Source organism: Actinomadura luzonensis (genome assembly GCF_022664455.2).
In the GTDB taxonomy this organism is placed as follows: domain Bacteria; phylum Actinomycetota; class Actinomycetes; order Streptosporangiales; family Streptosporangiaceae; genus Nonomuraea; species Nonomuraea luzonensis.
In genome coordinates, this window is sequence record NZ_JAKRKC020000001.1 from 51965 (window position 1) to 74688 (window position 22724).

Below are 22724 nucleotides of genomic sequence, written 5' to 3' on the forward strand. Positions count from 1 at the left end.
GAGCACCCGCCCGGCCCTCAGCCGGGCGAGGAGGCGCCCCGCCGCTCGGCGAGGGCGAACAGCGCGCAGGCCAGGGCCGCGAGGACGGCGCAGCCCGCGAGGGCCCACCGGTAGCCGAGGGCCTGCGCGACCGTGCCGGCCGCCACGCCGGACACCAGCGAGCCGGCCGTGACCGCGTTGGCGAACAGCGTCGTGGCCCGCCCGGCCGCGCCGGGGAGCGCGTCCTGCACGTACGTGATGCCGAGCGCCCCCACGACGGCGATGGCCACGCCCCGCGCGACCTGGGCGAGCACCAGCGCCAGGACGGTGGTGGCGGCCGCGGCGAGCGCGAAGTACCCGGCGAACAGCGCCATCCCGGCCAGGATCACCCAGCCGTGCCGGCGCCGGGCGGGCAGCAGGAGCAGGGCGAGCGCGGCCGGGATCTCGACCAGCGCGCAGACGCTGAACATCAGGCCCACGTCGCCCGCCGGCCGGCCCAGGTCCTCGGTGACGTAGAGCGGCAGGGCCACGGAGCCGGCGAACATCGCGGTGTGGAACACCATGAACGCGCCGACCGCGGCCCACAGCCCGGACCGCCCCGTCGTGCCGCCGGCGGCCACGGGCGCCGAGGGGGCGCCGGAGGTGGGGTCGGAGGTGGGGGCGGGGCGGGGCGGTGCGGGGAGCAGGAGGACGGCCAGGGTCGTCAGGGCGAGGCCGAGCGCCGTCGCCGGCAACAGGGCGTCGAAGCCCCGCCACGCCATCAGCGCGCCCCCCGCCACCGGCCCGGCCGCCCAGGCCAGCGACCACGCCGAGCGCAGGAGGGGCGTCCCGCCGCCCGGCATCGCCGAGCCGCCCTCCACATGGCCGCGGTGCATGGCGAACAGCTGCGGGAAGGCCGCCTGCTGCGCCCCGAGGAACAGCACCGCCACCACCAGCAGCAGCCAGTACGCCCGCACCCCGGTCAGCAGCAGGTATCCGGCCCCGGCCACCGCCGCGGCCGCCACGGCCGGCCACCGGCTCGGCGCGCGGTCGTAGCGGCGGCCGAGCCAGTGGCTGACGAGCATGCCGCTCACCGCCGTCGCCGAGACGAACACCCCGATCTGGAACGCCGTCAGGTGCGCCCGCCGCGCCCCGAACAGCACCAGGTACGGCCCCGCCATCGACTCGGCGACGCCGAGCAGCAGCACGGCCGCGAGCAACGCGGGGAACGGCCGCCGCGCCGCCAGGAGGGCACGGGCGGCGGGGCCGCCCGTGCCGCCCGTGCCCTTGACCTCCGTCACGCGGCCGCGCTCAGGCGGCCACGACCGGCCGGGACACCTCTCGCCGGCGCTCCTGCCGCTCGCGCCGGTAGAGGATGGCCCGCGCCGCGACGATCACGCACGCCACCCCGAGCAGCAGCCCCCAGGTCACGTCCGTGAAGAAGTGCATCCCCCGGTACATCCGGGAGAACGCCACGATCAGCGGGGCCGCGACGCCCAGCACCCAGATCAGCACCTGGAGCGCCCGGTTGCGGACGTGTGTGCTGAGCACGAGCGCGAGCCCGCAGTAGAACGCGACGGCCGCGCTGACGTGCCCGGACGGGAAGCTGGAGGTGGGCGGGGCGGGGTCGAGGTGCTGCACCGGCGGCCGGTGCCGCCCGACGACCTCGGTGGTGGCGAGGAAGACCAGCGACTGGCTCCACACGGCCACGATCAGGAAGGCCGACTCCAGCCAGCGCTTCCACAGCAGCCGGAAGAGGATCGCGGCGATGGCGGTGAGCGCGACGATGTAGGGGGTGTCGGACAGGCTGGTGCCGTAGTCGGTGAGGGTGTTCCACAGCGACGTGCGGTCGGCCGCGAGGCTGCGGCTCAGGCCCGCCTCGCCGGTGGGCCAGGCCAGGATGGCCTCACCCGCCCCGTACGTCACCGCGGCCATCAGCAGCAGCGGCAATAAGATCGCTCGCGCGTAGTACTTCACGTGCTCAGTCATGTGTCACCTTCACCGATTCGGGTTCCACTCCTTCGGCCACCGGCGAGGCCGGTCTGCGCCCCTGCTCGCGCCGCCACGTCTCGAACGCCGCCGAGGTCGCGGCGATCACCGCCACGCCCAGCACGATCCCGCCGACCACGTCGCTCACGTAGTGCACGCCGAGCGCCACCCGCGTGTAGGCCACGCTGAGCACCGCGAACCAGGCGAGCGCCCAGGCCAGCCGCCGCCCCCACCGGGGCAGCGAGGGCAGCAGGAGCAGGACGACCACGCCCGCGCCGAGCGTCACGTTGACGGCGTGGCCCGACGGGAAGGAGTCGCCCGGCGCGAGCGCGACGGGGTCCGGCAGGTGCGGCCTGGCCCGGGCCACGACGATCTTGAGTGCCAGGCCGAGCAGCCCGCCCACGGTCACGGTGGTGACCGCCCAGGCGGCCAGCCGGGGCGCGCCCCGGTAGAGCAGCCAGGCGGCGTACGCGACGACCGCGATCCGCCAGGGCCACGGCCCGAGCGCGTCGGTCCAGACGATGAGCACCCGGGTCACCCCGGGGTGGGCGAGCGCGTACTCGTGCAGTTCCACGGCGACGCCGCGGTCCAGGTCGTTCAGCGGCATCTTCGCCACGACGAGCAGCAGGGTGAACGGGACCATGATCAGCGCCACGGCGAGACTCGCGACCATCAGCCGCAGCCCCAGGCCGCGATCGGAATTCTTGAGTGCAAGCAGCCGACGCCTCACGTTCTTCCGGCCCTCCCTCGAATGCGCGTCCGCCACGGCTACCCACTCGCGGCGCGGGTAGTCGGAAGGGCATGTCCCCCACCGTGGCGGTGGTAGCGCACCGCAAGAAGACCTTAGGCGCGGGCCTCGACAGGCTCCGCGTGCTCATCACCGAGGAAGGCGTCGCCGACCTGCTCTGGTACGAGGTGCCGAAGAGCAAGAAGGCGCCCAAGAAGGTTCGCAAGGCCCTCAAGGAGGGCGCCGAGCTGGTGTTCGTCTGGGGCGGCGACGGCATGGTGCAACGCTGCGCCGACGCGCTCGCCGACTCCAAGGTGCCGATGGCCATCCTGCCGGCCGGCACCGCGAACCTGTTCGCGAACAACCTCGGCATCCCCATCGACCTGGAGGAGACCGTGCGGATCGGCTTCCACGGGCGGCGCGAGAAGCTGGACCTCGGCGTGCTGAACGGCGAGCACTTCGCCGTGATGGCGGGCGCCGGGTTCGACGCCGAGATGATCGCCGAGACCGACGGGGCGGCCAAGCGGCGGCTCGGCAAGCTCAGCTACGTCAAGGCGGCCGTGCGCGGCGTCGGCGGGCCGCTGGTGCCGATGAAGGTCGACATCGACGGCACGACCTGGTTCGACGGCATGGCGAGCTGCCTGCTGCTGGGCAACGTGAGCACGATCGCGGGCGGCATCGAGGCCTTCGACGACGCCCGGCCGGACGACGGCTGGCTGGACGTGGGCGTCGCGACGGCGAAGGGCCCGGTGCAGTGGGCGCGGGTGCTCGGCCGGATGGCGGCCGGGCGCTCCGACGAGTCGCCGTTCGTGCGGATCACCCGGGCCAGGAAGGTGTCGGCGACGTTCGGCTCGCCGCTGACGTACGAGCTGGACGGCGGCGACCGCGGCAGCGTGACCGCGATCGAGGCCGAGGCGGCCCCCGGCGCGCTCACGCTCTGCCTGCCGCCCGTGACCTGAGCGCTCAGCCCGTCCCGCGCGGGACGCCGAGCGCCAGCAGGGCGGTGTCGTCCTCGACGCCGGGGCCGAGCTCCTCCAGCAGGTCCACCACGGCCTCGACCAGCCGCGCCGGGCCGGCCGGGGCGAGCCGGCGGCCGAAGTCGAGCAGGGCGTCGTCGCCCAGCCGGTCGGGGCCGCCGGGGCCGGCGCGGGCGTCGGTGAGGCCGTCGGTGTAGAGCAGCAGCGTGTCGCCCGGCGCCAGCCGGGCCCGCGCGGTCACGAACTCCGGCTCGGACAGCAGCCCGACCGGCGTGCCGCCGGGCGTGTCCAGGTACTCGGCGGCGCCGTCCGCGCGCAGCAGCAGGGCGGGCGGATGGCCGCCGGCGGCCACCACGACGTCGAACCCGCCGCCCGCGAGCCGGGTCAGCACGCCCGCCAGGGCCGTGCAGTAGCCGCAGTCGGCGCCGTCGCCGCGCTCCTGGAGCGTCTGGTGCAGCGTCTCCAGCATGGCGGCGGGGCCGGGGCCGGGCAGGGCGGCGGCCCGCAGCGTGTAGCGGGCCAGCGAGGTCAGCGCCGCGGCGGCCGGCCCCTTGCCGCACACGTCGCCGAGGAAGAAGCACCAGCGCCCGCCGCCCAGCTCGAACAGGTCGTAGAAGTCGCCGCCGAGGTCGTCGGGGGCGGCGGTGTGGTAGTGCGCGACGGCCTCCAGGCCCGGCACGTCGGGCAACGACGGCGGCAGCAGGCTGCGTTGCAGCGTGGCCAGCACCTTCTGCAGCCGGGCGCGCTCGCGTTCCAGCTCCTGGCGGGCCCGCAGCAGCTCCCGCTCGTACGCGCGCCGGTCGCGGGCGTCGAACAGGGTGGTGCGCACCAGCAGCGGCCGGCCCTGCCGGTCGGGCTTGACCACGGAGGTGGCCAGCACCGGCAGCCGCTCGCCCGCGGCGGTGCGCAGCTCCAGCGCGATGCCGCCGGCCTGGCCCTGCATGCGCAGCAGCGGCGCGTAGTGGGTCTCGTAGTAGATCTTGCCGCCGACGGAGAGCAGGTCGGTGAAGGACAGGCGGCCGACGACCTCCTCGCGCCGGTAGCCGAGCCAGCCGAGCAGCGTGCCGTTGGCCCTGAGGACGGAGCCGTCGAGGAGGGTGGACAGGTAGCCGCAGGGGGCGTGCTCGTAGAGGTCCTCGGCGCTGTCCTCCAGCAGCGACGGGTACGTGAGGTCCGCCGGCCGGCGCTCGTCCGTCATCGCCCGGCGAAGGCCGCGATCGCCACGGCCGTGGCGTCGGGGGCGCTGAGCTGCGGGCAGTGGCCGCTCGCGGGCAGCGTGACCAGGCGGCTGCCGGGGATGGCGGCCCGCACGTACGCCCCCACCTCGCGTGGCGCGATCATGTCGCGCTCGCACTCCAGGATGAGGGTCGGGACGGCGACCGTGCCGAGCTCGCCCCGGCTGTCGGACAGGAACGTGACCCGGGCGAAGGCGCGGGCGATCGCCGGGTCGGTGCGGCAGAAGGCGTTGGTCAGCTCCGCGGCCAGCTCGGGCCGCTCCGGGTTGCCCATGATGGCCGGGGCCATGGCGGCCGACCAGCCGAGGTAGTTGTCCTCCAGCGACTCCAGCAGCTCGTCGATGTCGGCCGCGGTGAAGCCGCCGCGGTAGCCGTCCTCGTCGTCGATGTAGCGGGGCGAGGGCACCAGCAGCACCAGCTTGGCGAACCGCTCGGGCGCGCGAGCGGCGGCCAGCACGCCGACCATGGCGCGCCAGCATGATCACGGGCGCGCCGTCCGGGCCGAGGACCTGGACGTTGTTGCGCTGCCGCACGTCCCCCATAGGGAACAGTGTCGCACTTGACCGGCAAAGCCCAGGCAAGGCCGAGTGACCGGGATCACCCTTATGGGGAGGACTGGACCGACTGGCGTCCTCTGACCTGGGTAGCGGGCGACGCCTGACAGTAGTCGCACATGTCATGCCGCATATCTCATGCCGCCTGTGTCACGGCGGGTGCCGAGGAGTTTCACCATGAGCGAGCCCAACCCGATCAAGTCCGCGGTCGACAAGGTCGTGGACGCCGTCACCGAGCACGGCCACCCGCCGAAGGCCGAGATCCCCGGCGTGCCGAACAGCGAGCCGCCGTCCCTCGATCAGCCCACGGAGCCGCGCGAGCCCCTGCCGCCCAAGCCCGACCAGACGGGCCCGGACACCTTCTCCCCGACCGGTCAGCCGACCGGCGCGGACCAGGCCGCGATGGCGCAGGGCGGAGCGTTCCTGACCAGCGCCCAGGGCGTGCGGCTGCGCGACACCGACCACTCGCTCAAGGCCGGCCCGCGCGGGCCGGTGCTCCTGCAGGACTTCCACCTGCGCGAGAAGATCATGCACTTCGACCACGAGCGCATCCCCGAGCGCGTGGTGCACGCCCGCGGCGCCGCCGCCCACGGCGTCTTCCGCTCCTACGGCACGGCCGCGAACATCACCAGGGCCGCGTTCCTCGCCGAAGGGGTCGAGACGCCGGTCTTCGTGCGCTTCTCCACGGTGCTGGGCTCGCGCGGCTCGGCCGACACCGTACGCGACACGCGCGGGTTCGCGACCAAGTTCTACACCAGCGAAGGCGTGTACGACCTGGTCGGCAACAACATCCCGGTCTTCTTCATCCAGGACGGCATCAAGTTCCCCGACGTCATCCACGCCGGCAAGCCGCACCCGGACCGGGAGATCCCGCAGGCCCAGAGCGCCCACGACACGTTCTGGGACTTCGTCTCCCTGCACACCGAGGCCACCCACCACACGCTGTGGAACATGTCGGACCGGGGCATCCCCCGCTCCTACCGGATGATGGAGGGCTTCGGCGTCCACACCTTCCGCCTGGTGAACGCCGAGGGCGCGACCACGCTGGTGAAGTTCCACTGGAAGCCCAAGCTCGGCGTGCACTCCCTGACGTGGGAGGAGGCGCAGATGATCAGCGGCGTGGACCCGGACTACCACCGCCGCGACCTCGCCGACGCGATCGAGGCGGGCGCGTACCCGCAGTGGGAGCTGGGCGTCCAGGTCTTCCCCGACACCCCTGACCAGATGTTCGAGGGCATCGACCTGCTGGACCCGACGAAGATCGTCCCCGAGGAGCTGGCGCCGGTCCAGCCCATCGGCCTGATGGAGCTCAACCGCAACCCCTCCAACTACTTCGCCGAGACCGAGCAGGTCGCCTTCCACGCCGGGCACCTGGTGCCGGGCATCGACGTCACCGACGACCCGCTGCTGGCCGCCCGGCTGTTCTCCTACCTCGACACCCAGCTCACCCGGCTGGGCGGGCCCAACTTCCCGCAGATCCCCATCAACCGGCCGCACGCCCCGGTCAACGACATGTTGCGGGACGGCTTCCACCAGGACGCGGTGCACCGGGGGGTGGCGCCGTACAAGCCGAACTCGCTGGACGGCGGCTGCCCGTTCCACGCGGGCGCGGGCGAGGGCGCCTACGTCGAGGTGCCGGCGGAGGTGGCGGGGCGCAAGGTGCGCGAGGCGCCCGCCTCCTACGCCGACCACTTCAGCCAGGCGCGGCTGTTCTGGCTGAGCATGTCGCCCGTCGAGCGCGAGCACATCATCGACGCCTACACCTTCGAGCTGGGCAAGTGCTACGAGCAGGCGGTCAAGGAACGGCAGCTCCGGGTGCTGGCCAACATCGACCCGGTGTTGTGCCGGGAGGTGGCCCAAGGGCTCGGGCTGCCCGCGCCTGAGCCGTCCGAGCCGCTGGCCGAGCCGATGCCGAGCCGGGCGCTGTCGCAGGTCGGCCGGGAGTGGCCCGGCGACGGGCGCATCATCGGCATCGTCGCCGACGACTCGTGCGACCTCGCCTCCGTGGGCGCGGTGCGGCAGGCGGTGCTGGCCGCCGGCATGGTGCCGCTGATCATCGCGCCGAAGGGCGGCATGCTGGGGACGCTGCCGGTGCAGCGGACGTTCCTGACCGCCCGCTCGGTCGAGTTCGACGCCCTGCTGCTGGCGGGCGCGCCGATGCCGGGCAAGGACGCCTACGGCGCGCGCGACGCCAAGGCCGGCAACCGCCTGGCGGACGAGGTCGTGGACCCGCGCGTGGTGCTCATGGTCATGGAGGTCTACCGGCACGCCAAGGCCATCGGCGGCTGGGGGACGGCCGTGCGGGCGCTCGCCCAGGCGGGCGTGCCCGAGCAGGCCCCCGGCGTGGTCGTCGGCGACGACGGCGAGGGCGTCCTGCGGGGGGTGATGGGGCTGATGTCCCTGCACCGCGCCTGGGACCGGTTCCCGCCGGCCGCCGACGTGGCCTGACCGCCGCCGGTTCGTCACCATGCGAGGGGCCGCGTGATCCACGCGGCCCCTCGTCGCGCGATTAAGGATCACTGGGGCCGGTAGTCACAGGGCGTGGCGTCGCAAGGAGGTGTTCCGGACTTCTCCCGGGTCTGGGCGATCATCGCTCTGCACGAGAGCTTCGACGAGGCCACGGTGGCCGATCTCGAACGGGAGATCCGGCTCCTCTCCGGGCAGCGGGGGGCACGGCTGATCATCGAGGTGAGCGGGCTGCACTTCCTCGACGGCTACGGCATCGACGTGTTAGTGCTGCTGGCGCACCACATGCGGCGGCAGGGCGGGCTGATGGCCGTGGTCGACGGCCGCGGCCACGCCCGGCACGTGCTGGGCGAGGCCGGCCTGGAGGACCTGCTGCCGCTGTTCCCCAGCGTGTCCGAGGCCATGCTCGCGCTGAGCGGCGGCGAGCCTCCCGCCTGAGCACGGGGCGCGCTCACCCGGCCAGCGCCCGCCTGCCGTACTCCAGCGTGGCCAGCGCCTGAGGGACGTCGCCGAGCTGCCCGGCGAGCAGGTCCAGGGCCGGCAGGAGGGTGGCGGCGGGGACTCCGCGGGCGCTCAGCACGCCCGCCGTCCAGCGCAGGAAGCGGGCGAACAGCTCGGGGTCGCGCACGTACAGCGACATCGCGAGGAAGTCGATGATGTACCCGATGTCCTCCTTGGTGTGCTGGAGCTGCTTCTGGCTGTAGGCGGCCAGCTCGGGGATGCGCTCCCCGAGCTTCCACATCACCGCGCCGGCGAGCTCCTCGGCCGTCGCCCTGACGCGCTCGTACGCCTTGCCGGCCGGCTCCCCGCCGGCCCGCTCCCCTTCGGCCGGTCCGGTCACCGGCGGGCCGGCGGCCAGGAGCCGCGCGGCGGCCCGGCCGTCGGGCGCCCAGCCGTCCGCGCCGAGCAGGCGCGCGTAGCGGCCGTCCGCGCCGAAGGCGGCGCCGCCCGCCAGCACCGGCCGGCCCGCCTCGCGGCAGGCCGCGATGGCCTCGTACGCGGCGGGCAGCCGGGTGGGCAGCGAGGCCGACAGCGTGACCACGTCCGCCTCGGCCTCGTGGGCGTGGATCCGCAGGTACGCCGCCGGCACGTGCGGGCCCAGGTAGGCGACGCGCCAGCCGTCCAGGCGCAGCAGCTCGGCCAGCAGCCGCGCGGGGAAGGCGTGCCACTCGCCGGCCACGCAGGCCACCGCGACGCGGCCCCGCTCGCCGGTGTGCCGGGCGCGGGCGGCCGGATGGCGGACCGCGGCGGCGAGCACCCGCTCGCTGACCCCGGTGACCAGGTGCTCCTGCGCCACGGTCGCGAGGTTGGCCTCCCAGGCGTCGCCGACGCGGGCCTGGACGCCGGCCAGCACGCCGAGCAGCAGGTCCTCGACGGGCAGTCCCGCGTCGAGGGCGGCCAGCGCGACGTCGGACGCGCCGTGGTCGTCGCCGTCCATGGCCGCCGCCCACATGCGGTCGACGAGGTCGGCGTAGTCGTCAGCCATGTGGCCCAACATGACGCGGCGGCGGAGGCGGGTCAAGCCGTTGCCCGGCTTGCCCGCCGATGACCGGATGCCGCGGAATGCCCCGCCGGGTCAGCCCGGGAGTAGCGCGCTGAGCGCGAGGTCGGCGATCCGGGTCAGCTCCTCGTGCGTGCGCCCGCTCGCGGCCTGCACCGCGATCCCGTCGGTGATCGTGTGGACCAGCCGGGCGAGGACCTCGGGGTCCTGGCCGGGGGGCAGGTCGGCGGCCTGCTCGAAGCGCCGCCGCAGCGCGACCTCCCCCGCCTGGCGGCAGGCCAGCGCGGCCCGCCGCGCGGGGGCGGCGTCGGGTCCGCAGGCGTGCACGGTGTTGACGTTGAGGCAGCCGCCGGGGGCGCCGGGGCCGGCGGTCAGCTCGACCGCGCCGCGCACCAGCCGCTCGACGACCTCGCGCGCGGTGGGCGCGTCCAGGGCCTCCGCGGCGAACGCGCCGGGGCCGCCGACGTAGCGCTCCAGCACCTTGGCGAACAGCTCCTCCTTGTTGCCGAACGTCCCGTACAGGCTGGGGCGGTTGATGCCCATCGCCGCGGTCAGGTCCGACAGCGACGTGCCCTCGTAGCCCTGCCGCCAGAAGACCTCCAGCGCCCGGTCGAGTGCGGCGTCGGGGTCGAAGGCCCGGGGCCGGCCGCCTGGCATGCGCGCCTCCTCCGCGAGAATTTTTTACCTATCGGTACGTTACCCCTTGATTCCCGCCCTGTCGCACCCTAGTTTCATACCGGTCGATAAAAAACTCAGGGAGGGCACGTGATCGGAGTCGGAGTGATCGGCGCGAGCGGGTGGGCCGCCGGGTCCCACCTGCCCGCGCTGGCCGGGCTGCCGGAGTACCGGATCGCCGCGGTCGCCACCACCCGGCGGGAGAGCGCGGAGCGGGCTGCCGCCCGGTTCGGCGGGGACGCCTTCGCGGACGCCGCGGAGCTGATCGGCCATCCCGGCGTGGACCTGGTCGTCGTCTCGGTCCGCGCCCCGCTGCACGCCGGGCTGATCAGGGCCGCGCTCGCAGCCGGCCGGCACGTGCTGTCGGAGTGGCCGCTCACCGTGGACCCCGCCGAGGCGACCGCCCTGGCGGAGACCGCCGAGGCGGCCGGCGTGGCACACGCGGTCGCCCTCCAGGGGCACCACTCGCCGGACGCCCGCTTCGTCGCCGACCTCGTGGCCGGCGGGCGGCTCGGCCGGCTGGAGTCGGCCGTCCTGGTGGCCTCGGGCGGGCCGCTCGGCGGCGCGGCCATCGCGCCGGAGCACGCCTGGGGCGCGGACCCGGCGGGCGGCACGAACGTCCTGACCGTCATGGCCGGCCACTTCCTCGCCACGCTGGAGCGCATGGCCGGCCGCCTGACGGAGGTGTCGGCCCGGCTGCCCCGCCTGTACGACGAGGTCGAGGTCGCCGGCGAGGGCCGGACCGTGCCGAACCGGGTGCCGAACCAGGTGCTCCTGCACGGCACGCTCGACGGCGGCGGCACGGCCTCCGTCACGGTGCACGGCTCGTCCGCCGCGCCCGACGGGTTCCTCGTCAAGCTCGTCGGCTCGCGGGCCGTGCTGACCGCCACGCCCGCCCGGCCGGGCTCGTACCTGCACTGGTGCGACTGGGACCTGCGGGTGGACGGGCGGCCGGTCGAGGTGCCCGCCGCCTACCGGACCGTCCCGTTCCACCCGAAGGACGGCCCCGTCGCCAACGTCGCGGCCCTCTACCGCGACCTGGCCGCGGCCGTCGCCGAAGGGCGCGGCCCGCGCCCCGGCTTCCATGACGCGGCCCGCCACCACCGGCTGCTCGCCGCCGTCGAACGCGCCGCCGGACACGGCGGCAAGGAGGAGATCAGATGAACATCCTGCTCATCGGGGCCACCGGCTACATCGGCACGGCGGTGGCCGCCGCCGCCACGGGCGCCGGGCACGCTGGTCGCCGCGCTGGCCCGGCCGGGCGGGCGGGCGCCCGCCGGCCTGCGGTCCGTGCCGGGCGACCTGACCGACCCTGCGTCGCTGACGCGGGCCGCCGCGGGCTTCGACCGCGTGGTCCACGCCGGGCCGCCGCTCGGCGCGGAGACCGACCTCGCGGCCGTGGACGCCCTGGTCGCGGCCGGGGTCCCGGTGGTCTGCACGACCGGCGCGGCCGTGCTCGGCGGCGGGCGGGCCGACGAGGACAGCGTCCCCGACCCGCATCCGCTGGTGTCGTGGCGGGCCGAGGCGGAGCGCCGGGTGCTCGACGCGGGCGGCCAGGTGATCCGGCCCGGCATGGTGTACGGCGACGGCGGCGGCCTCGTCCCCGGCCTGCTGGCCCGCAAGGCCGCCGAGCGCGGCGCCGGGGTCTACATCGGCCCGCCCGGCGTGCGCTGGCCGGTGGTGCACGTCGCGGACCTGGCCGGGCTGTACCTCGCCGTGCTGGAGCGGGCCGCGCCCGGCACCGTCTGGCACGGCGTCGCCGAGACCGTCCGCCTGGACGCGGTGGCGACCGCCCTCGGCGGGGGCCGGGCCGTCTCCTGGCCGCTGGAGGAGGCGCGGGCCGAGCTGGGCGCGCTCGCCGACCTGTTCACCCGCGACCAGGACGTCTCCGCCGAGCGCACGCGGGAGGCGCTCGGCTGGCGTCCGGCGCACACCTCGCTGCTGGACTGGCTGCGCACGCCCGCTCAGGCCGGGTCCACGCCCGCGTAGTCGATCACCAGGTGGCGGGGGCCGCGCAGCACCGCGCTCGGCCGGTACGGCGGCGGGTCGGCGACCAGCCGGGGCGCGCGCAGCCGCCGGACCAGCTCGCCGAGCACGATCTGGGTCTCCAGCCGGGCCAGCGGCGCGCCGAAGCAGTAGTGCGCGCCGCCGCCGAAGCCCAGGTGCTCGTTGCGCGGCCGGTCCAGCAGGAACAGGCCGGGGTCCGGCGTGTGGGCGGGGTCGCGGCTCCCCGCGGCCACGGCCAGCACGACGGGCGAGCCGGCCGGGATCGTGGTGCCGCCCACCTCGATGTCGGCGAGCGCGATCCGCGAGGAGATGAGCTGCACCGGCGGCTCGTAGCGCAGCAGCTCCTCGACCGCCGGGACGATCAGCCCCGGCTCGGCGCGGACCCGGTCCAGCAGGCCGGGGTGGCGCAGGAACGTGAGCAGCCCGTTGGCGATGAGGTTGATCGTCGTCTCGTGCCCGGCGATCAGCAGCAGCACCGCCGTCGCCACGACCTCGCGGTGCGTCATCCCGCCCTCGGGCCCGTGGTAGGTGACGAAACCGGACAACATGTCCGTGCCGGGGGCGCGGCGGCGGTCCTCGGCCAGGCCGGCGAGGTAGTTCTCCAGCTCGGTCAGCACCTCGCGGCGCGCCCGCTCGCGCTCGGCGCGGTCCTGCTCGCCGGGGCCCAGCGTCTCGATGGCCTGGTCGGCCCAGGCGTGGAAGCGCGGCTCGTCCTCCTCGGGCACGCCGAGCAGCCGGCAGATGACCGCGACCGGCAGCGGGTAGGCGACCTCGTCCACGATGTCGGCGCGGCTCCGGCCGGCCAGCCCGTCGATCAGCCGGGTGGCGATGGCCAGCATCTCCGGGCGCAGTTCCTCGACCGTGCGGGCGGCGTGCGGCGGGCCGAAGTGCCGCATCGCCAGGCGGCGCAGCCGGTCGTGCTCGGGCGGGTCGAGGCCGATGAAGGACGGGTCGCGCGGCGCCTCGCCGGCGTCGGAGCCGAGGTTGCGGCGGTCGGAGCTGACCCGGGGGTCGTGCAGCAGCGACACGATCTCCCGGTAGGTGCTGACGACGTACGTGCCGTCCGGCTGCCGCGCGACCGGCGTGTCCCGCAGCCGGTCGAACAGCGGGTACGGGTCGGCGCGCCGCGCCGGGTCGAGGATCTGCTCGAACGGCGAGCTCATGCGGTCCCTCCGGAGTGCAGCAGCGAGGCCCGCCGCTCGGCGGGGTCGTGCCCGGTCACCACGACGGTCGCGCCGGCGGTCGGCACCACCCGCTCGGGCACGCGGGCGGACACCGGCCCGTCGCCGGCCCGCCGGTCCACGTGCCGGAAGTCCGGCGGGAACGGCGCGGCGCCCTCGATGAGGCGCTGGTAGAACTCCAGCCACATGGCCTGGTCGAAGGTGACGGCGGCGGTGACGCGGCCCCGGTAGCCGTAGACGGCGACGAAGCGGCGCTCGGCCGCCGAGCCCTGCGTGATCATGATCTCGTCGGCGAACGTGGGCACCCCCGCCGACTTGATGTTGACCCCGAACTGGCTGGACCAGAACACCGGCGCGGCCAGGTACGGCCAGCGGTGCGCCTGGTCGCTGACCATGTTGTGGGCGGCGATCTCGGCCTGGTCGACCGCGTTGCCCCAGTGCTCCAGGGACATGAACTGGTACTCGTACAGCGGGTGCGGGAAGCGCGCGATGTCGCCGGCGACGAAGACGTCGTCGGTGACCAGGCCGTTGAGGTCCACCGCGCGGCAGCCGGCGTCGCAGGTGACGCCCCACGGGCCGGCGGCCAGGCCGGAGCCCTGCAGCCACTCGACGTTGCGGACCGAGCCGAGCGCGACGACCGCCACGTCGGCCTCGACGGTGGAGCCGTCCGACAGGCGGGCCCCGCGCAGCCGCCCGGCGGGGTCGCCCTCCAGCGCGGCGACGGTGACGCCGCAGCGCAGGTCCACGCCGTGCGCGCGCTGCAGGCCGGCCGCGACCTCGCCGATGACGCCGCCGAGGGCGCTCATGAGCGGGGTGGCGGCGCGCTCGACGACGGTGACGGGCAGGTCCAGCTCGCGGCAGACGGAGGCGATCTCGGAGCCGGTGAACCCGGCGCCGAGGATCAGCACCCGGCGGGGCCCGGCGGCCAGCGCGGCCCGCAGCCGGGCGGCGTCCGCGACGGTGCGGAGCGTGTGCACGCCCTCCAGCGCCGCCTCGGCGGGCTCCGGCCAGGGACGGGCCCGGGTGCCGGTGGCCAGCAGGACGCGGTCGAAGGGCACCTCGCGGCCGTCGGCGAGCAGCACCCGCTTGCCGGCGACGTCGAGGGCGGCGGCCGGGACGCCGCACAACCACTCGGCGCCGGTGTCGCGCAGCCGGGGCAGCAGCGTGTGCCCGGCGGCCACCTGCCCGGTCAGGACCTGCTTGGACAGGGGCGGCCGGTCGTACGGCTCGCCCGCCTCGTCCCCGATGAGGGTGATCGTGCCCTCGAAGCCCTCGCGGCGCAGCACCTCGGCCGCCCGCGCCCCCGCCAGCGAGGCGCCGACGACGACGATCCGGCCCTCCCGCCGGGCCGGCCGCCCCGACGGCGGGCGCCGGGCGGCCCAGTCGAGGTGGATGGCCTGCACGGGGCAGGCGGCCGCGGCCCGCCGGACGTGGTCGTCCTGGTCGGCGGCCGGGTCGAGGTCGTAGAGCAGCGCCTCCTCGCGCATGGTGAAGACGTCAGGGGCGAGGAACACGCACTGCCCGTACCCCTGGCAGCGGGTCAGATCGACGACGACTCTCACGAAGCGGGGACCTACCCGGCGGTTCAGGCGCGGCCCCGGCCCCTTTCCAGGTCTTTGCCGGTCGTGCGGGCAATCGTGGCGTGGGCCACTCCGGCGTTTCCGTCCTGCCCGTCAGGGCACGTGCGGACCCATGGATCATTCGCAGGCGCCGATCTTGCAGGCGCTGGAGGCCTATCACGACAGCGGGCAGCTCCCCTTCACCCCGCCCGGCCACAAGCAGGCCAGAGGCGCCGATCCGAGGGTCGCCGCGGTGCTGGGCGAGGCGGTCTTCCGCGACGACGTCCTGGCGACGGGCGGCCTGGACGACCGCTCGTCCTCGGGCGGCGTCCTGGAGCGGGCCGAGGAGCTGATGGCCGACGCGGTGGGCGCGAAGCAGACGTTCTTCTCCACCTGCGGCAGCTCCCTGTCGGTCAAGGCCGCGATGATGTCGGTGGCCGGGCCGGGCGAGAAGCTGCTCATCGGCAGGGACGCGCACAAGTCGGTGGTGGCGGAGCTGGTGCTGTCCGGCAGCATTCCGGTGTGGGTCGAGTCCCAGTGGGACGAGGACCTGCACCTGGCTCACGCCCCCGCGCCGGGGGCGTTCGCCGCCGCCTTCGACCGGCATCCCGACGCGAAGGGCGCGCTGGTGGTGACGCCCACCCCGTACGGGACGTGCACCGACCTCGCCGCCCTCGCCCGCGTGTGCCACGAGCGCGGCAAGCCGCTGCTGGTGGACGAGGCGTGGGGCGCCCACCTGCCCTTCCACCCCGACCTGCCGACGTGGGCCATGGACGCGGGCGCCGACGTCTGCGTCACCAGCATCCACAAGATGGGCTCGGGCCTGGAGCAGAGCTCGGTCTTCCACCTCCAGGGCGACCTGGTCGCGCCGGAGCTGCTGAAGGAGCGCGCCGACCTGTTCAGCACCACCAGCCCCTCGGTGCTCATCTACGCGGCCCTGGACGGCTGGCGCCGCCAGATGGTCGAGCACGGCCGCGACCTCTACGACCGCGCGCTGAAGCTGGCCGGGCGGGTGCGGGACGAGATCGAGGCCATCGACGGCCTGCACGTGCACGGCCGCGCCGACCTGTGCGGCGAGGGCCGCGCCTGCACCGCCGACCCGATGCAGCTCCTGGTGGACGTCACCGGTCTCGGCACCGGCGGCTACCAGGTCACCGACTGGCTGCGCGAGCACCACCGGATCAACCTCGGCCACTCCGACCACCGCCGGGTCGGCGTGCAGCTCACGCACGCCGACGACGAGGAGACCACCGGCCGGCTGCTGGCCGCGCTGCGGGACCTGAGCGAGCGCGCCGCCGAGCTGCCGCCCGCGCCCCGGATCGAGCTTCCGTCCCCGTCGGAGCTGCGGATGGAGCAGGCCATGCGGCCCCGCGACGCCTTCTTCGCGCGGGTCGAGCACGTGCCCTGGCGGCAGGCCGCCGGCCGGGTCACGGCGGAGATGATCACGCCGTACCCGCCGGGCATCCCCGCCGCGATCCCCGGCGAGCGCCTGACCGAAGAGGTGCTGCGGTACCTGCGGAGCGGGCTGGCGGGCGGGATGGTCATCCCGGACGCGGCCGACACGTCCCTGGACACGGTCCGGGTCGTGGCCGAAGACGATAAGTCCTGATAAGTGGCCTTTTGTGACGTATGGGTAGGGGCGGAGTCATGAGCCATCACACACCCGAGCACGACCCTCGCTCCCGTTTCGAGGACGAGGGCATCCCGGACCTCCAGGACGGCACGCCCGAGCAGCAGTGGGCGGTGGACCCGCAGGAGGCCCCGCTGCCGGCCGACCACCCGGTGGCGGTGAACGACTTCGGCACCACGATCGACGAGCAGATCCAGGGCGAGTCGCTGGACGGCCGCCTCCAGCGCGAGGTGCCAGAGGAGCAGCCGGCGTTCGGGGTGGAGGAGTCCGCCACCGCTGACCGGCTGCCCACCGACCAGGACGACGCGCCCGAGGTCGAGCGGGTCACCGAGGAGAGCGGCCTCGGCGTGGGGTCCGACCTGGACACGAGCTACGAGCGCGACGACGACGTGGACCCGGGGTGGGGCGCGCAGCCCGAGGAGCCGTCCGGCCAGGTGTGGGACGAGCCGCGGCGGGCCGGCCGGCTGGTCGCCCCCGACGAGGGGGCGCACGGCGACACCGAGCCCGACGAGGTCGCGACGGAGGTCGGCCCCGACATGGGCGGCTACAGCGCGGAAGAGGCCGCCATGCGGGTCGAGCCCGAGTAAGGAGGGGGACATGTCCGACGAGGAGCACGAGACGCGCGAGGAGCGCGACAAGCGCCGTGAGCAGGACAAGGGCACGACGTTCGACGCGGAGCTGCACAACATGGGCGGCGACGTCGGCCCGGCCTCGATCCGCGGCTCCAACCCGAGCCCCGGCTCCAAGCCGCGCGACGACGCCGAGCCGAAGGGCGGCTACGCCACGCCCATGGGGTACGTGACCGGCCGCGACGACGAGTGGTCCGCCACGGCGGGCTCCGACGAGAAGGCGGTCGCCGCCCGTACCGACGAGATCGACGACCACGTGGCCACCTACGGCCCGAGCCCGCACCCGATGCCGCCGGACCAGCTCGAACCGCAGGGCGAGGGCGGCGACCCCGGCTTCCGCGTGCGGGGGCCGGTGGACGAGGCCGAGCACGGCATGATCATCGACGACGAGGGCGAGGAGCCCGGCGAGGCGGCCGAGGGGCTGCCCGGCGGCGAGCACATCGGCGCGGGCGTCGACTGGGTGGCCTCCGACGAGGAGGACGACCCGGACGGCGGCTCGGGCCGCACCGACGAGGGCGACGGCGGCTACCTGCCCGGCGAGGGCACCGGAAGGCCGTTCTGAGAAGGGAAGGACATGGCGGACCTGCTGACCGGGGACTTCTACGGGTTCGAGGAGCTGCTCGCCGACGACGAGCGCAAGACGCTGCTGCGGGTGCGGGAGTTCCTGCGCGAGAAGGTCGTGCCCATCGCCAACGACTACTGGGCCCGCGCCGAGTTCCCGACGCACCTGGTGCAGGGGTACGCCGACCTGGGCATCGCCGGGCTCGCCTACGACGAGGTGCCGGGGCCGCGGCCGAGCAGCCTGCTCAGCGGCTTCCTGGCGATGGAGATGGCGCACGCCGACCCGTCGATGGCGACCTTCTTCGGCGTGCACACCGGCCTCGCCATGGGCAGCGTCGCCGCCTGCGGCTCGGCCGAGCAGCGGGAGCGCTGGCTGCCCGCGATGAGCAGGATGGAGAAGATCGGCGCGTTCGCGCTGACCGAGCCGGACGGCGGCTCGGACGTCTCCGGCGGCATGCGCACCACGGCCCGCCGCGAGGGCGACACCTGGGTGCTGGACGGCGCCAAGCGCTGGATCGGCAACGCCACGTTCGCCGACCTCGTCGTGGTGTGGGCCCGCGACCCCGAGGACAAGCACGTCAAGGGGTTCGTGGTGGAGAAGGGCACGCCCGGCTTCACCGCCACCAAGATCGAGAACAAGATGGCGCTGCGCTCGGTGCAGAACGCCGACATCACGCTCGACGGCTGCCGCGTTCCCGAGGCGAACCGGCTGCAGAACGCGCACTCCTTCCGCGACACGGCCGGCATCCTGCGCCGCACCCGCAGCGGCGTCGCCTGGCAGGCGGTCGGCGTGATGCTGGCCGCCTACGAGATCGCCCTCGACTACGCCAAGGAGCGCGAGCAGTTCGGCCGGCCCATCGGCAAGTTCCAGCTCGTGCAGGACCTGCTGGTGCGGATGCTGGGCAACGCCACGGCCTCGCTCGGCATGGTGGTGCGGCTGGCCCAGCTCCAGGACGCCGGCACCTACCGGGACGAGCACTCGGCGCTGGCCAAGGCGTACTGCACGACGCGGATGCGCGAGGTCGTCGGCTGGGCGCGCGAGCTACTGGCGGGCAACGGCATCGTGCTCGACTACGACATCGGCCGCTTCGTGGCCGACGCCGAGGCCCTCTACTCCTACGAGGGCACCCGCGAGATCAACACGCTCATCGTGGGCCGCGCGGTGACGGGGCTGAGCGCCTTCGTCTGATGCGCGGGCGGCCGGCCCTGCGGGGCGGTCAGCACCAGGATGGCCGCCGACAGGAAGGTCAGCGCCACCACCACGAGCAGGACGCAGACCACCTGGCGGGTGCTCACGTGGCAGGCGAAGCGCTGCGGCCCCTGCCGGTTGAGCGCGTCGATGCGGCGGGTGAAGCGGGGATCGCGGCAGCGCAGGTTGCGCTCGATCTCGGCCAGCAGGCGCCGCTCGCGATCGGAGAGGCTCACCGCTCGCTGTCCGCCGGGCCCGTCAGCTCGTCGTCGTCGCGGCGGTGGCGGGTGTGCGGGTAGTGCAGGTCGAAGGCGGGCCGCTCGGAGCGGATCATCGGCATGCTGACGAAGTTGTGCCGGGGCGGCGGGCACGAGGTGGCCCACTCCAGGGAGTTGCCGTAGCCCCAGGGGTCGTCCAGCTCGACGCGGGGCGAGTGCCGGGCGGTCCACCAGACGTTGTAGAGGAACGGCAGCGTCGAGACGCCCAGGACGAACGCGCCGACCGAGGAGATCAGGTGCAGGTCGGTGAAGCCGTCGGCGGCGCTGTAGTCGGCGTAGCGGCGCGGCATCCCGGCCACGCCCAGCCAGTGCTGCACCAGGAACGTGGTGTGGAAACCGATGAACAGCAGCCAGAAGTGCCACTTGCCGATGTGGTCGTTGAGCATCCGGCCGGTCATCTTCGGCCACCAGAAGTAGAACCCGGCGAACATGGCGAACACCACGGTCCCGAACACCACGTAGTGGAAGTGCGCGACGACGAAGTAGGAGTCGTGCAGGTGGAAGTCGAGCGGCGGCGAGCCGAGGATCACCCCGGTCAGGCCGCCGAGCAGGAACGTGATGAGGAACCCGATCGCGAACATCATCGGCGTCTGGAACGTCAGGTGCCCCCGCCACATGGTGCCGATCCAGTTGAAGAACTTCACGCCCGTCGGCACCGCGATGAGGAACGTCAGGAACGAGAAGAACGGCAGCAGCACCTGCCCGGTGGCGAACATGTGGTGCGCCCACACCGTCATCGACAGCCCCGAGATGGCCACGGTCGCGCCCACGAGCCCTATGTAGCCGAAGATCGGCTTGCGGCTGAAGACCGGGATCACCTCGGTGATGATGCCGAAGAACGGCAGCGCGATGATGTAGACCTCGGGGTGCCCGAAGAACCAGAACAGGTGCTGGTAGAGCATGGGGCCGCCGTTGGCGGCGTCGTAGACGTGCGTGCCGAGCTTGCGGTCGGCCTCCAGCGCGAGCAGCGCCGCGGTCAGCACCGGGAACGCCATCAGCACGAGCATGCTGGTCAGCAGCACGTTCCAGGTGAAGATCGACATGCGGAACATGCTGAGCCCGGGCGCGCGCATGCAGATGATCGTGGTGAAGAAGTTGACCGCGCCGAGGATCGTGCCGAGGCCCGACATCGCCAGGCCCATCACCCACAGGTCGCCGCCCTGGCCGACGCTGAACGTGGAGTGCGACAGCGGCGTGTACGCCGTCCAGCCGAAGTCGGGCATGCCGAGGTTGGTGAAGATCGCGCTGAACACGATCAGGCCGCCGAACAGGAACAGCCAGTAGCTGATCGCGTTCAGCCGGGGGAAGGCCACGTCGGGCGAGCCGATCTGCAGCGGCATGATGACGTTGGCGAACCCGGCGAACAGCGGCGTCGCGAACAGCAGCATCATGATCGTGCCGTGCATGGTGAAGAGCTGGTTGTAGGCCTGCTGGCTGACCACCTGCAGCCCCGGCTGGGCCAGCTCGGCGCGGATGATCAGCGCCATGACCCCGGCCAGGGAGAAGAACAGGAACGAGGTGATCAGGTACAGGTAGCCGATCACCTTGTGGTCGGTGGAGGACATCCACCTCGCGATCACCGCCCCCTTGCGGGGGTGACGCGCGGGCGCCAGCGGTGAGGTCAGCGGCTCCTCGCCGGACTTGTACGTCGTCATGGGTGCTCTCCGTCATCCGCGCGCCACGGGTCGAGCATCCGGTACCCGGGCCCCTGGCCGGGAACCTCCTGGTCACCCGGCCTGGCCGAAGTCCTTACGACCGGTTGAGGAGTGCTCGACCGTTTGCAGCTGATGGGAAAGCCAATCCACCACTTTCGCCACGAAACTGATCCGGTTGGCGACCTGGCGGATCTCGTGACCCTCGTCGTCGAAGATCAGCGCCTCGCACGGCAGGCCGAGCGCGCGGGCGGCGGCGAGCACCTGCTCGGCCTCGTACAGGGGGACGTTGGTGTCCGCCGCGCCGTGCACGACCAGGAGCGGGGCCGCCAGCCGGTCGAGGGAGCGCAGCGGCGACAGGGCGCGCAGCAGGTCGCGGTCGGTCTCCGGGTGGCCGTACTCGCCGACGGCGGCCTCGGCGATCCACGGCTCGGTGCGGGCGTAGAAGGTCTCGAAGTCGGCGATGCCGGCCACGTCCACGCCCGCGCGGAACAGGCCCGGGTGGGTGACCAGGGCGGCCAGGGTGAGGTAACCGCCGTACGACCAGCCCGTGCAGGCCAGCCGGCCCGGGTCGGCGAGGCCGCGCGCGACCAGCTCGGCCGCGCAGTCGGCGACGTCCTCGACGGCGCGGAAGCGCAGCGGGCCGTCGTCGGCGCGGCGGAAGGCGCGGCCGTGGCCGCCGGAGCCGCGCACGTTGGGGGCGAACACCCCGATCCCGGCCGCCACCAGGTTCTGGAACAGCGGGTTGAAGGTCGGCCGCTCCTCGTCCTCGGGGCCGCCGTGCAGGTAGAGCGCGTACGGGGCGGGCCCGCTGACGTGCGGCGGCCGGTAGAGCCAGCCGGTCAGCTCCAGCCCGTCGCGGGCGCGGAAGCGCAGGTGCTCGGCCCCGGCCGCGTGCGGCGACGGGCCCGACCCGGCGACCCGCCGGTAGCGGCCCGCCTCCAGGTCGCACACCAGCACGTGGGAGGGCTCCTCTGGGCTCTCCGCGGCGAGCGCGGCCAGGGTGCCGTGCCAGGCGATGCGGGCGGAGGTGACGACGGCGGCGGGCGGCGGCGGCAGCGGGCGCAGCTCGCCCGCCTCCAGGTCGAGGACGTCGAGCTCGCTGCGGCCCGCCCGGTTCCAGACCAGCAGCGCGCGGCGGCCGTCGGCGCTGAGCGCGAACCGGTCCAGCTCGGCGTCCGGCCGCTCGGCCAGCACCTCCGCCTCGCCGGCCCGCCCGTCGAGGGCGGCGTCGAGGGTGACCAGGGCGTCCCGCCGCACGGCCAGCAGGGCGGCGCGGTCACGGCCGGCGTCGGTGAGCAGGTACGCGGTGCGGCCGTCCGGCGACAGCGCGCCGGTGTCCGTCGTGCCGGGCAGGCCGGGCAGCAGCCGCCGCTCCTCGCCGTGCGCCAGGTCCGCCAGGTACATGTGGCGGGCGCCGCGCGGGCCGCGCCGCAGCAGCATCGTCGCGTGGTCGCGGCTGACCCCGGCCGGCCACAGCAGGTGGCCCGCCGCGATCGGCCGGCGCGCCCCAGTGACGGCGTCCACGAGCACGGCGCTGGTCAGGCCGTCGGCGGCGGTCTCGGCGACGAGCAGCGTCTCGCCGCGGCCGGTCCAGCGCACCATCGAGGCACTGCCGCCCGGCGGGGCGGCCAGCGTGCGCAGGTCGCCCCCGTGCGTCTGGACCGCCTCCACCTGCGTGTGCTCGCCGCCGCCCGGCGCGACCAGCACCGCCAGGTGGCCGCCGGTGGGCGCCCAGCTCACGTCCACGACCGGCTGCGGCCCGGTGTCCACCGGCCAGGGCTCGGCGTCCTCGCCGAGCGGCTGGACCCAGACGCGGGGGCTGCCGTCCCGGTCGCTGACGTAGGCGACGGCGCTGTCGTCCGGGGCGAGGGCCGGGGCCAGGCAGCTCTCGGCGGTGAGTCCGGCGGGCGCGGGCAGGCGCGCGAGCCCGCCGAGGTCCGGCGTCGGCGTCAT

Annotated in this window: 21 protein-coding genes; 9 read left to right on the forward strand and 12 right to left on the reverse strand. The window is 74.4% G+C overall.

All coding sequences use genetic code 11. The features are described 5' to 3' along the window. Positions 1-17 precede the first annotated feature (17 nt). The 3 genes from MF672_RS00240 to MF672_RS00250 are packed head-to-tail and all read right to left on the reverse strand — an operon-like array spanning position 18 to position 2620. Positions 18-1259 (reverse strand): MFS transporter, encoded by a 1242-nt coding sequence (locus tag MF672_RS00240; RefSeq protein ID WP_242371742.1) that lies wholly within the window; start codon positions 1257-1259, stop codon positions 18-20. Between the two features lie 10 nt (positions 1260-1269). Further along, a complete protein-coding gene (locus tag MF672_RS00245; RefSeq protein WP_242371740.1) occupies positions 1270-1947 on the reverse strand; it encodes a phosphatase PAP2 family protein in 678 nt (225 codons plus the stop codon). Continuing rightward, complete coding sequence (locus MF672_RS00250; RefSeq protein ID WP_242371738.1) at positions 1940-2620, reverse strand: phosphatase PAP2 family protein; 681 nt, start codon at positions 2618-2620, stop codon at positions 1940-1942. The genes MF672_RS00245 and MF672_RS00250 overlap by 8 nt, the downstream gene beginning before the upstream one ends. 128 nt (positions 2621-2748) lie before the next feature. On the opposite strand from MF672_RS00250, the gene MF672_RS00255 reads away from it, so the two are divergent. Further along, positions 2749-3633 carry a diacylglycerol/lipid kinase family protein gene (locus MF672_RS00255; protein ID WP_242371736.1) on the forward strand — a complete coding sequence of 295 codons (885 nt, stop codon included), beginning with the start codon at positions 2749-2751 and terminating at the stop codon, positions 3631-3633. A gap of 4 nt (positions 3634-3637) precedes the next feature. On the opposite strand, the gene MF672_RS00260 is transcribed toward MF672_RS00255, so the two are convergent. Together MF672_RS00260 and MF672_RS00265 are read right to left on the reverse strand one after the other, a co-directional pair. After that, positions 3638-4849: a PP2C family protein-serine/threonine phosphatase gene (locus MF672_RS00260; protein ID WP_242371734.1), complete on the reverse strand. Its 1212-nt coding sequence runs from the start codon at positions 4847-4849 to the stop codon at positions 3638-3640. Further along, positions 4846-5352: an alpha/beta fold hydrolase gene (locus MF672_RS00265; RefSeq protein WP_242371732.1), complete on the reverse strand. Its 507-nt coding sequence runs from the start codon at positions 5350-5352 to the stop codon at positions 4846-4848. Before MF672_RS00265 ends, MF672_RS00260 begins: the two co-directional genes overlap by 4 nt. Before the next feature lie 265 nt (positions 5353-5617). Between MF672_RS00265 and MF672_RS00270 the strand changes: the two genes are divergently transcribed. Then, a complete protein-coding gene (locus tag MF672_RS00270) occupies positions 5618-7888 on the forward strand; it encodes a catalase (RefSeq protein WP_242371730.1) in 2271 nt (756 codons plus the stop codon). A 93-nt stretch (positions 7889-7981) separates the two neighbouring features. Further along, positions 7982-8344, forward strand: a complete 363-nt coding sequence (locus MF672_RS00275; RefSeq protein ID WP_242371728.1) for an STAS domain-containing protein — start codon at positions 7982-7984, stop codon at positions 8342-8344. A gap of 13 nt (positions 8345-8357) precedes the next feature. On the opposite strand, the gene MF672_RS00280 is transcribed toward MF672_RS00275, so the two are convergent. Together MF672_RS00280 and MF672_RS00285 are read right to left on the reverse strand one after the other, a co-directional pair. Then, a complete protein-coding gene (locus MF672_RS00280; RefSeq protein ID WP_242371726.1) occupies positions 8358-9392 on the reverse strand; it encodes a cobalamin B12-binding domain-containing protein in 1035 nt (344 codons plus the stop codon). Positions 9393-9482: 90 nt separating this feature from the next. Then, a complete protein-coding gene (locus tag MF672_RS00285) occupies positions 9483-10064 on the reverse strand; it encodes a TetR/AcrR family transcriptional regulator (RefSeq protein ID WP_242371725.1) in 582 nt (193 codons plus the stop codon). 108 nt (positions 10065-10172) lie between these two features. Between MF672_RS00285 and MF672_RS00290 the strand changes: the two genes are divergently transcribed. Together MF672_RS00290 and MF672_RS00295 are read left to right on the forward strand one after the other, a co-directional pair. Then, a complete protein-coding gene (locus MF672_RS00290; protein WP_242371724.1) occupies positions 10173-11246 on the forward strand; it encodes a Gfo/Idh/MocA family protein in 1074 nt (357 codons plus the stop codon). A gap of 126 nt (positions 11247-11372) precedes the next feature. Beyond that, on the forward strand, positions 11373-12071 hold the full coding sequence (locus MF672_RS00295; RefSeq protein ID WP_247815115.1) for a Rossmann-fold NAD(P)-binding domain-containing protein: 699 nt from the start codon (positions 11373-11375) through the stop codon (positions 12069-12071). Here the strand turns inward: MF672_RS00295 and MF672_RS00300 are convergent. Next, positions 12047-13252 carry a cytochrome P450 gene (locus tag MF672_RS00300; RefSeq protein WP_242371722.1) on the reverse strand — a complete coding sequence of 402 codons (1206 nt, stop codon included), beginning with the start codon at positions 13250-13252 and terminating at the stop codon, positions 12047-12049. The two genes, MF672_RS00295 and MF672_RS00300, sit on opposite strands and share 25 nt — an antisense overlap. Next, positions 13249-14832 carry an FAD-dependent oxidoreductase gene (locus MF672_RS00305; RefSeq protein ID WP_242371721.1) on the reverse strand — a complete coding sequence of 528 codons (1584 nt, stop codon included), beginning with the start codon at positions 14830-14832 and terminating at the stop codon, positions 13249-13251. The genes MF672_RS00300 and MF672_RS00305 overlap by 4 nt, the downstream gene beginning before the upstream one ends. A gap of 130 nt (positions 14833-14962) precedes the next feature. On the opposite strand from MF672_RS00305, the gene MF672_RS51180 reads away from it, so the two are divergent. The 4 genes from MF672_RS51180 to MF672_RS00330 are packed head-to-tail and all read left to right on the forward strand — an operon-like array spanning position 14963 to position 18838. Then, positions 14963-16438 carry an aminotransferase class I/II-fold pyridoxal phosphate-dependent enzyme gene (locus tag MF672_RS51180; protein ID WP_302893135.1) on the forward strand — a complete coding sequence of 492 codons (1476 nt, stop codon included), beginning with the start codon at positions 14963-14965 and terminating at the stop codon, positions 16436-16438. A 38-nt stretch (positions 16439-16476) separates the two neighbouring features. After that, a complete protein-coding gene (locus MF672_RS00320; RefSeq protein ID WP_242371720.1) occupies positions 16477-17046 on the forward strand; it encodes a DUF5709 domain-containing protein in 570 nt (189 codons plus the stop codon). 10 nt (positions 17047-17056) lie between these two features. After that, positions 17057-17650, forward strand: a complete 594-nt coding sequence (locus MF672_RS00325) for a hypothetical protein (protein ID WP_242371719.1) — start codon at positions 17057-17059, stop codon at positions 17648-17650. 12 nt (positions 17651-17662) lie between these two features. Beyond that, the gene (locus MF672_RS00330; RefSeq protein WP_242371717.1) at positions 17663-18838 is read left to right on the forward strand and encodes an acyl-CoA dehydrogenase family protein; all 1176 of its coding nucleotides are present in this window, start codon (positions 17663-17665) and stop codon (positions 18836-18838) included. On the opposite strand, the gene MF672_RS00335 is transcribed toward MF672_RS00330, so the two are convergent. From MF672_RS00335 to MF672_RS00345, 3 genes are all read right to left on the reverse strand, one after another. Then, entirely contained in the window at positions 18766-19074 is a 309-nt protein-coding gene (locus MF672_RS00335) for a DUF3040 domain-containing protein (RefSeq protein ID WP_242371714.1), read from the reverse strand. The genes MF672_RS00330 and MF672_RS00335 overlap by 73 nt on opposite strands. Beyond that, positions 19071-20771 carry an aa3-type cytochrome oxidase subunit I gene (ctaD, locus tag MF672_RS00340; protein WP_242371712.1) on the reverse strand — a complete coding sequence of 567 codons (1701 nt, stop codon included), beginning with the start codon at positions 20769-20771 and terminating at the stop codon, positions 19071-19073. Before ctaD ends, MF672_RS00335 begins: the two co-directional genes overlap by 4 nt. Positions 20772-20843: 72 nt before the next feature. Beyond that, positions 20844-22724, reverse strand: coding sequence for a S9 family peptidase (locus tag MF672_RS00345; RefSeq protein ID WP_242371710.1), 1881 nt, complete (start codon positions 22722-22724; stop codon positions 20844-20846).

Bases quoted from the DNA above. Each gene is read 5' to 3' on its own strand.
- MF672_RS00245 (WP_242371740.1), bottom strand. From the start codon at position 1,947: ATGACTGAGCACGTGAAGTACTACGCGCGAGCGATCTTATTGCCGCTG.
- MF672_RS00250 (WP_242371738.1), bottom strand. From the start codon at position 2,620: ATGGTCGCGAGTCTCGCCGTGGCGCTGATCATGGTCCCGTTCACCCTG.
- MF672_RS00255 (WP_242371736.1), top strand. From the start codon at position 2,749: ATGTCCCCCACCGTGGCGGTGGTAGCGCACCGCAAGAAGACCTTAGGC.
- MF672_RS00260 (WP_242371734.1), bottom strand. From the start codon at position 4,849: ATGACGGACGAGCGCCGGCCGGCGGACCTCACGTACCCGTCGCTGCTG.
- MF672_RS00265 (WP_242371732.1), bottom strand. From the start codon at position 5,352: ATGGTCGGCGTGCTGGCCGCCGCTCGCGCGCCCGAGCGGTTCGCCAAG.
- MF672_RS00270 (WP_242371730.1), top strand. From the start codon at position 5,618: ATGAGCGAGCCCAACCCGATCAAGTCCGCGGTCGACAAGGTCGTGGAC.
- MF672_RS00280 (WP_242371726.1), bottom strand. From the start codon at position 9,392: ATGGCTGACGACTACGCCGACCTCGTCGACCGCATGTGGGCGGCGGCC.
- MF672_RS00285 (WP_242371725.1), bottom strand. From the start codon at position 10,064: ATGCCAGGCGGCCGGCCCCGGGCCTTCGACCCCGACGCCGCACTCGAC.
- MF672_RS00300 (WP_242371722.1), bottom strand. From the start codon at position 13,252: ATGAGCTCGCCGTTCGAGCAGATCCTCGACCCGGCGCGGCGCGCCGAC.
- MF672_RS51180 (WP_302893135.1), top strand. From the start codon at position 14,963: ATGGATCATTCGCAGGCGCCGATCTTGCAGGCGCTGGAGGCCTATCAC.
- MF672_RS00320 (WP_242371720.1), top strand. From the start codon at position 16,477: ATGAGCCATCACACACCCGAGCACGACCCTCGCTCCCGTTTCGAGGAC.
- MF672_RS00325 (WP_242371719.1), top strand. From the start codon at position 17,057: ATGTCCGACGAGGAGCACGAGACGCGCGAGGAGCGCGACAAGCGCCGT.
- MF672_RS00330 (WP_242371717.1), top strand. From the start codon at position 17,663: ATGGCGGACCTGCTGACCGGGGACTTCTACGGGTTCGAGGAGCTGCTC.
- ctaD (WP_242371712.1), bottom strand. From the start codon at position 20,771: ATGACGACGTACAAGTCCGGCGAGGAGCCGCTGACCTCACCGCTGGCG.
- MF672_RS00345 (WP_242371710.1), bottom strand. From the start codon at position 22,724: ATGACGCCGACGCCGGACCTCGGCGGGCTCGCGCGCCTGCCCGCGCCC.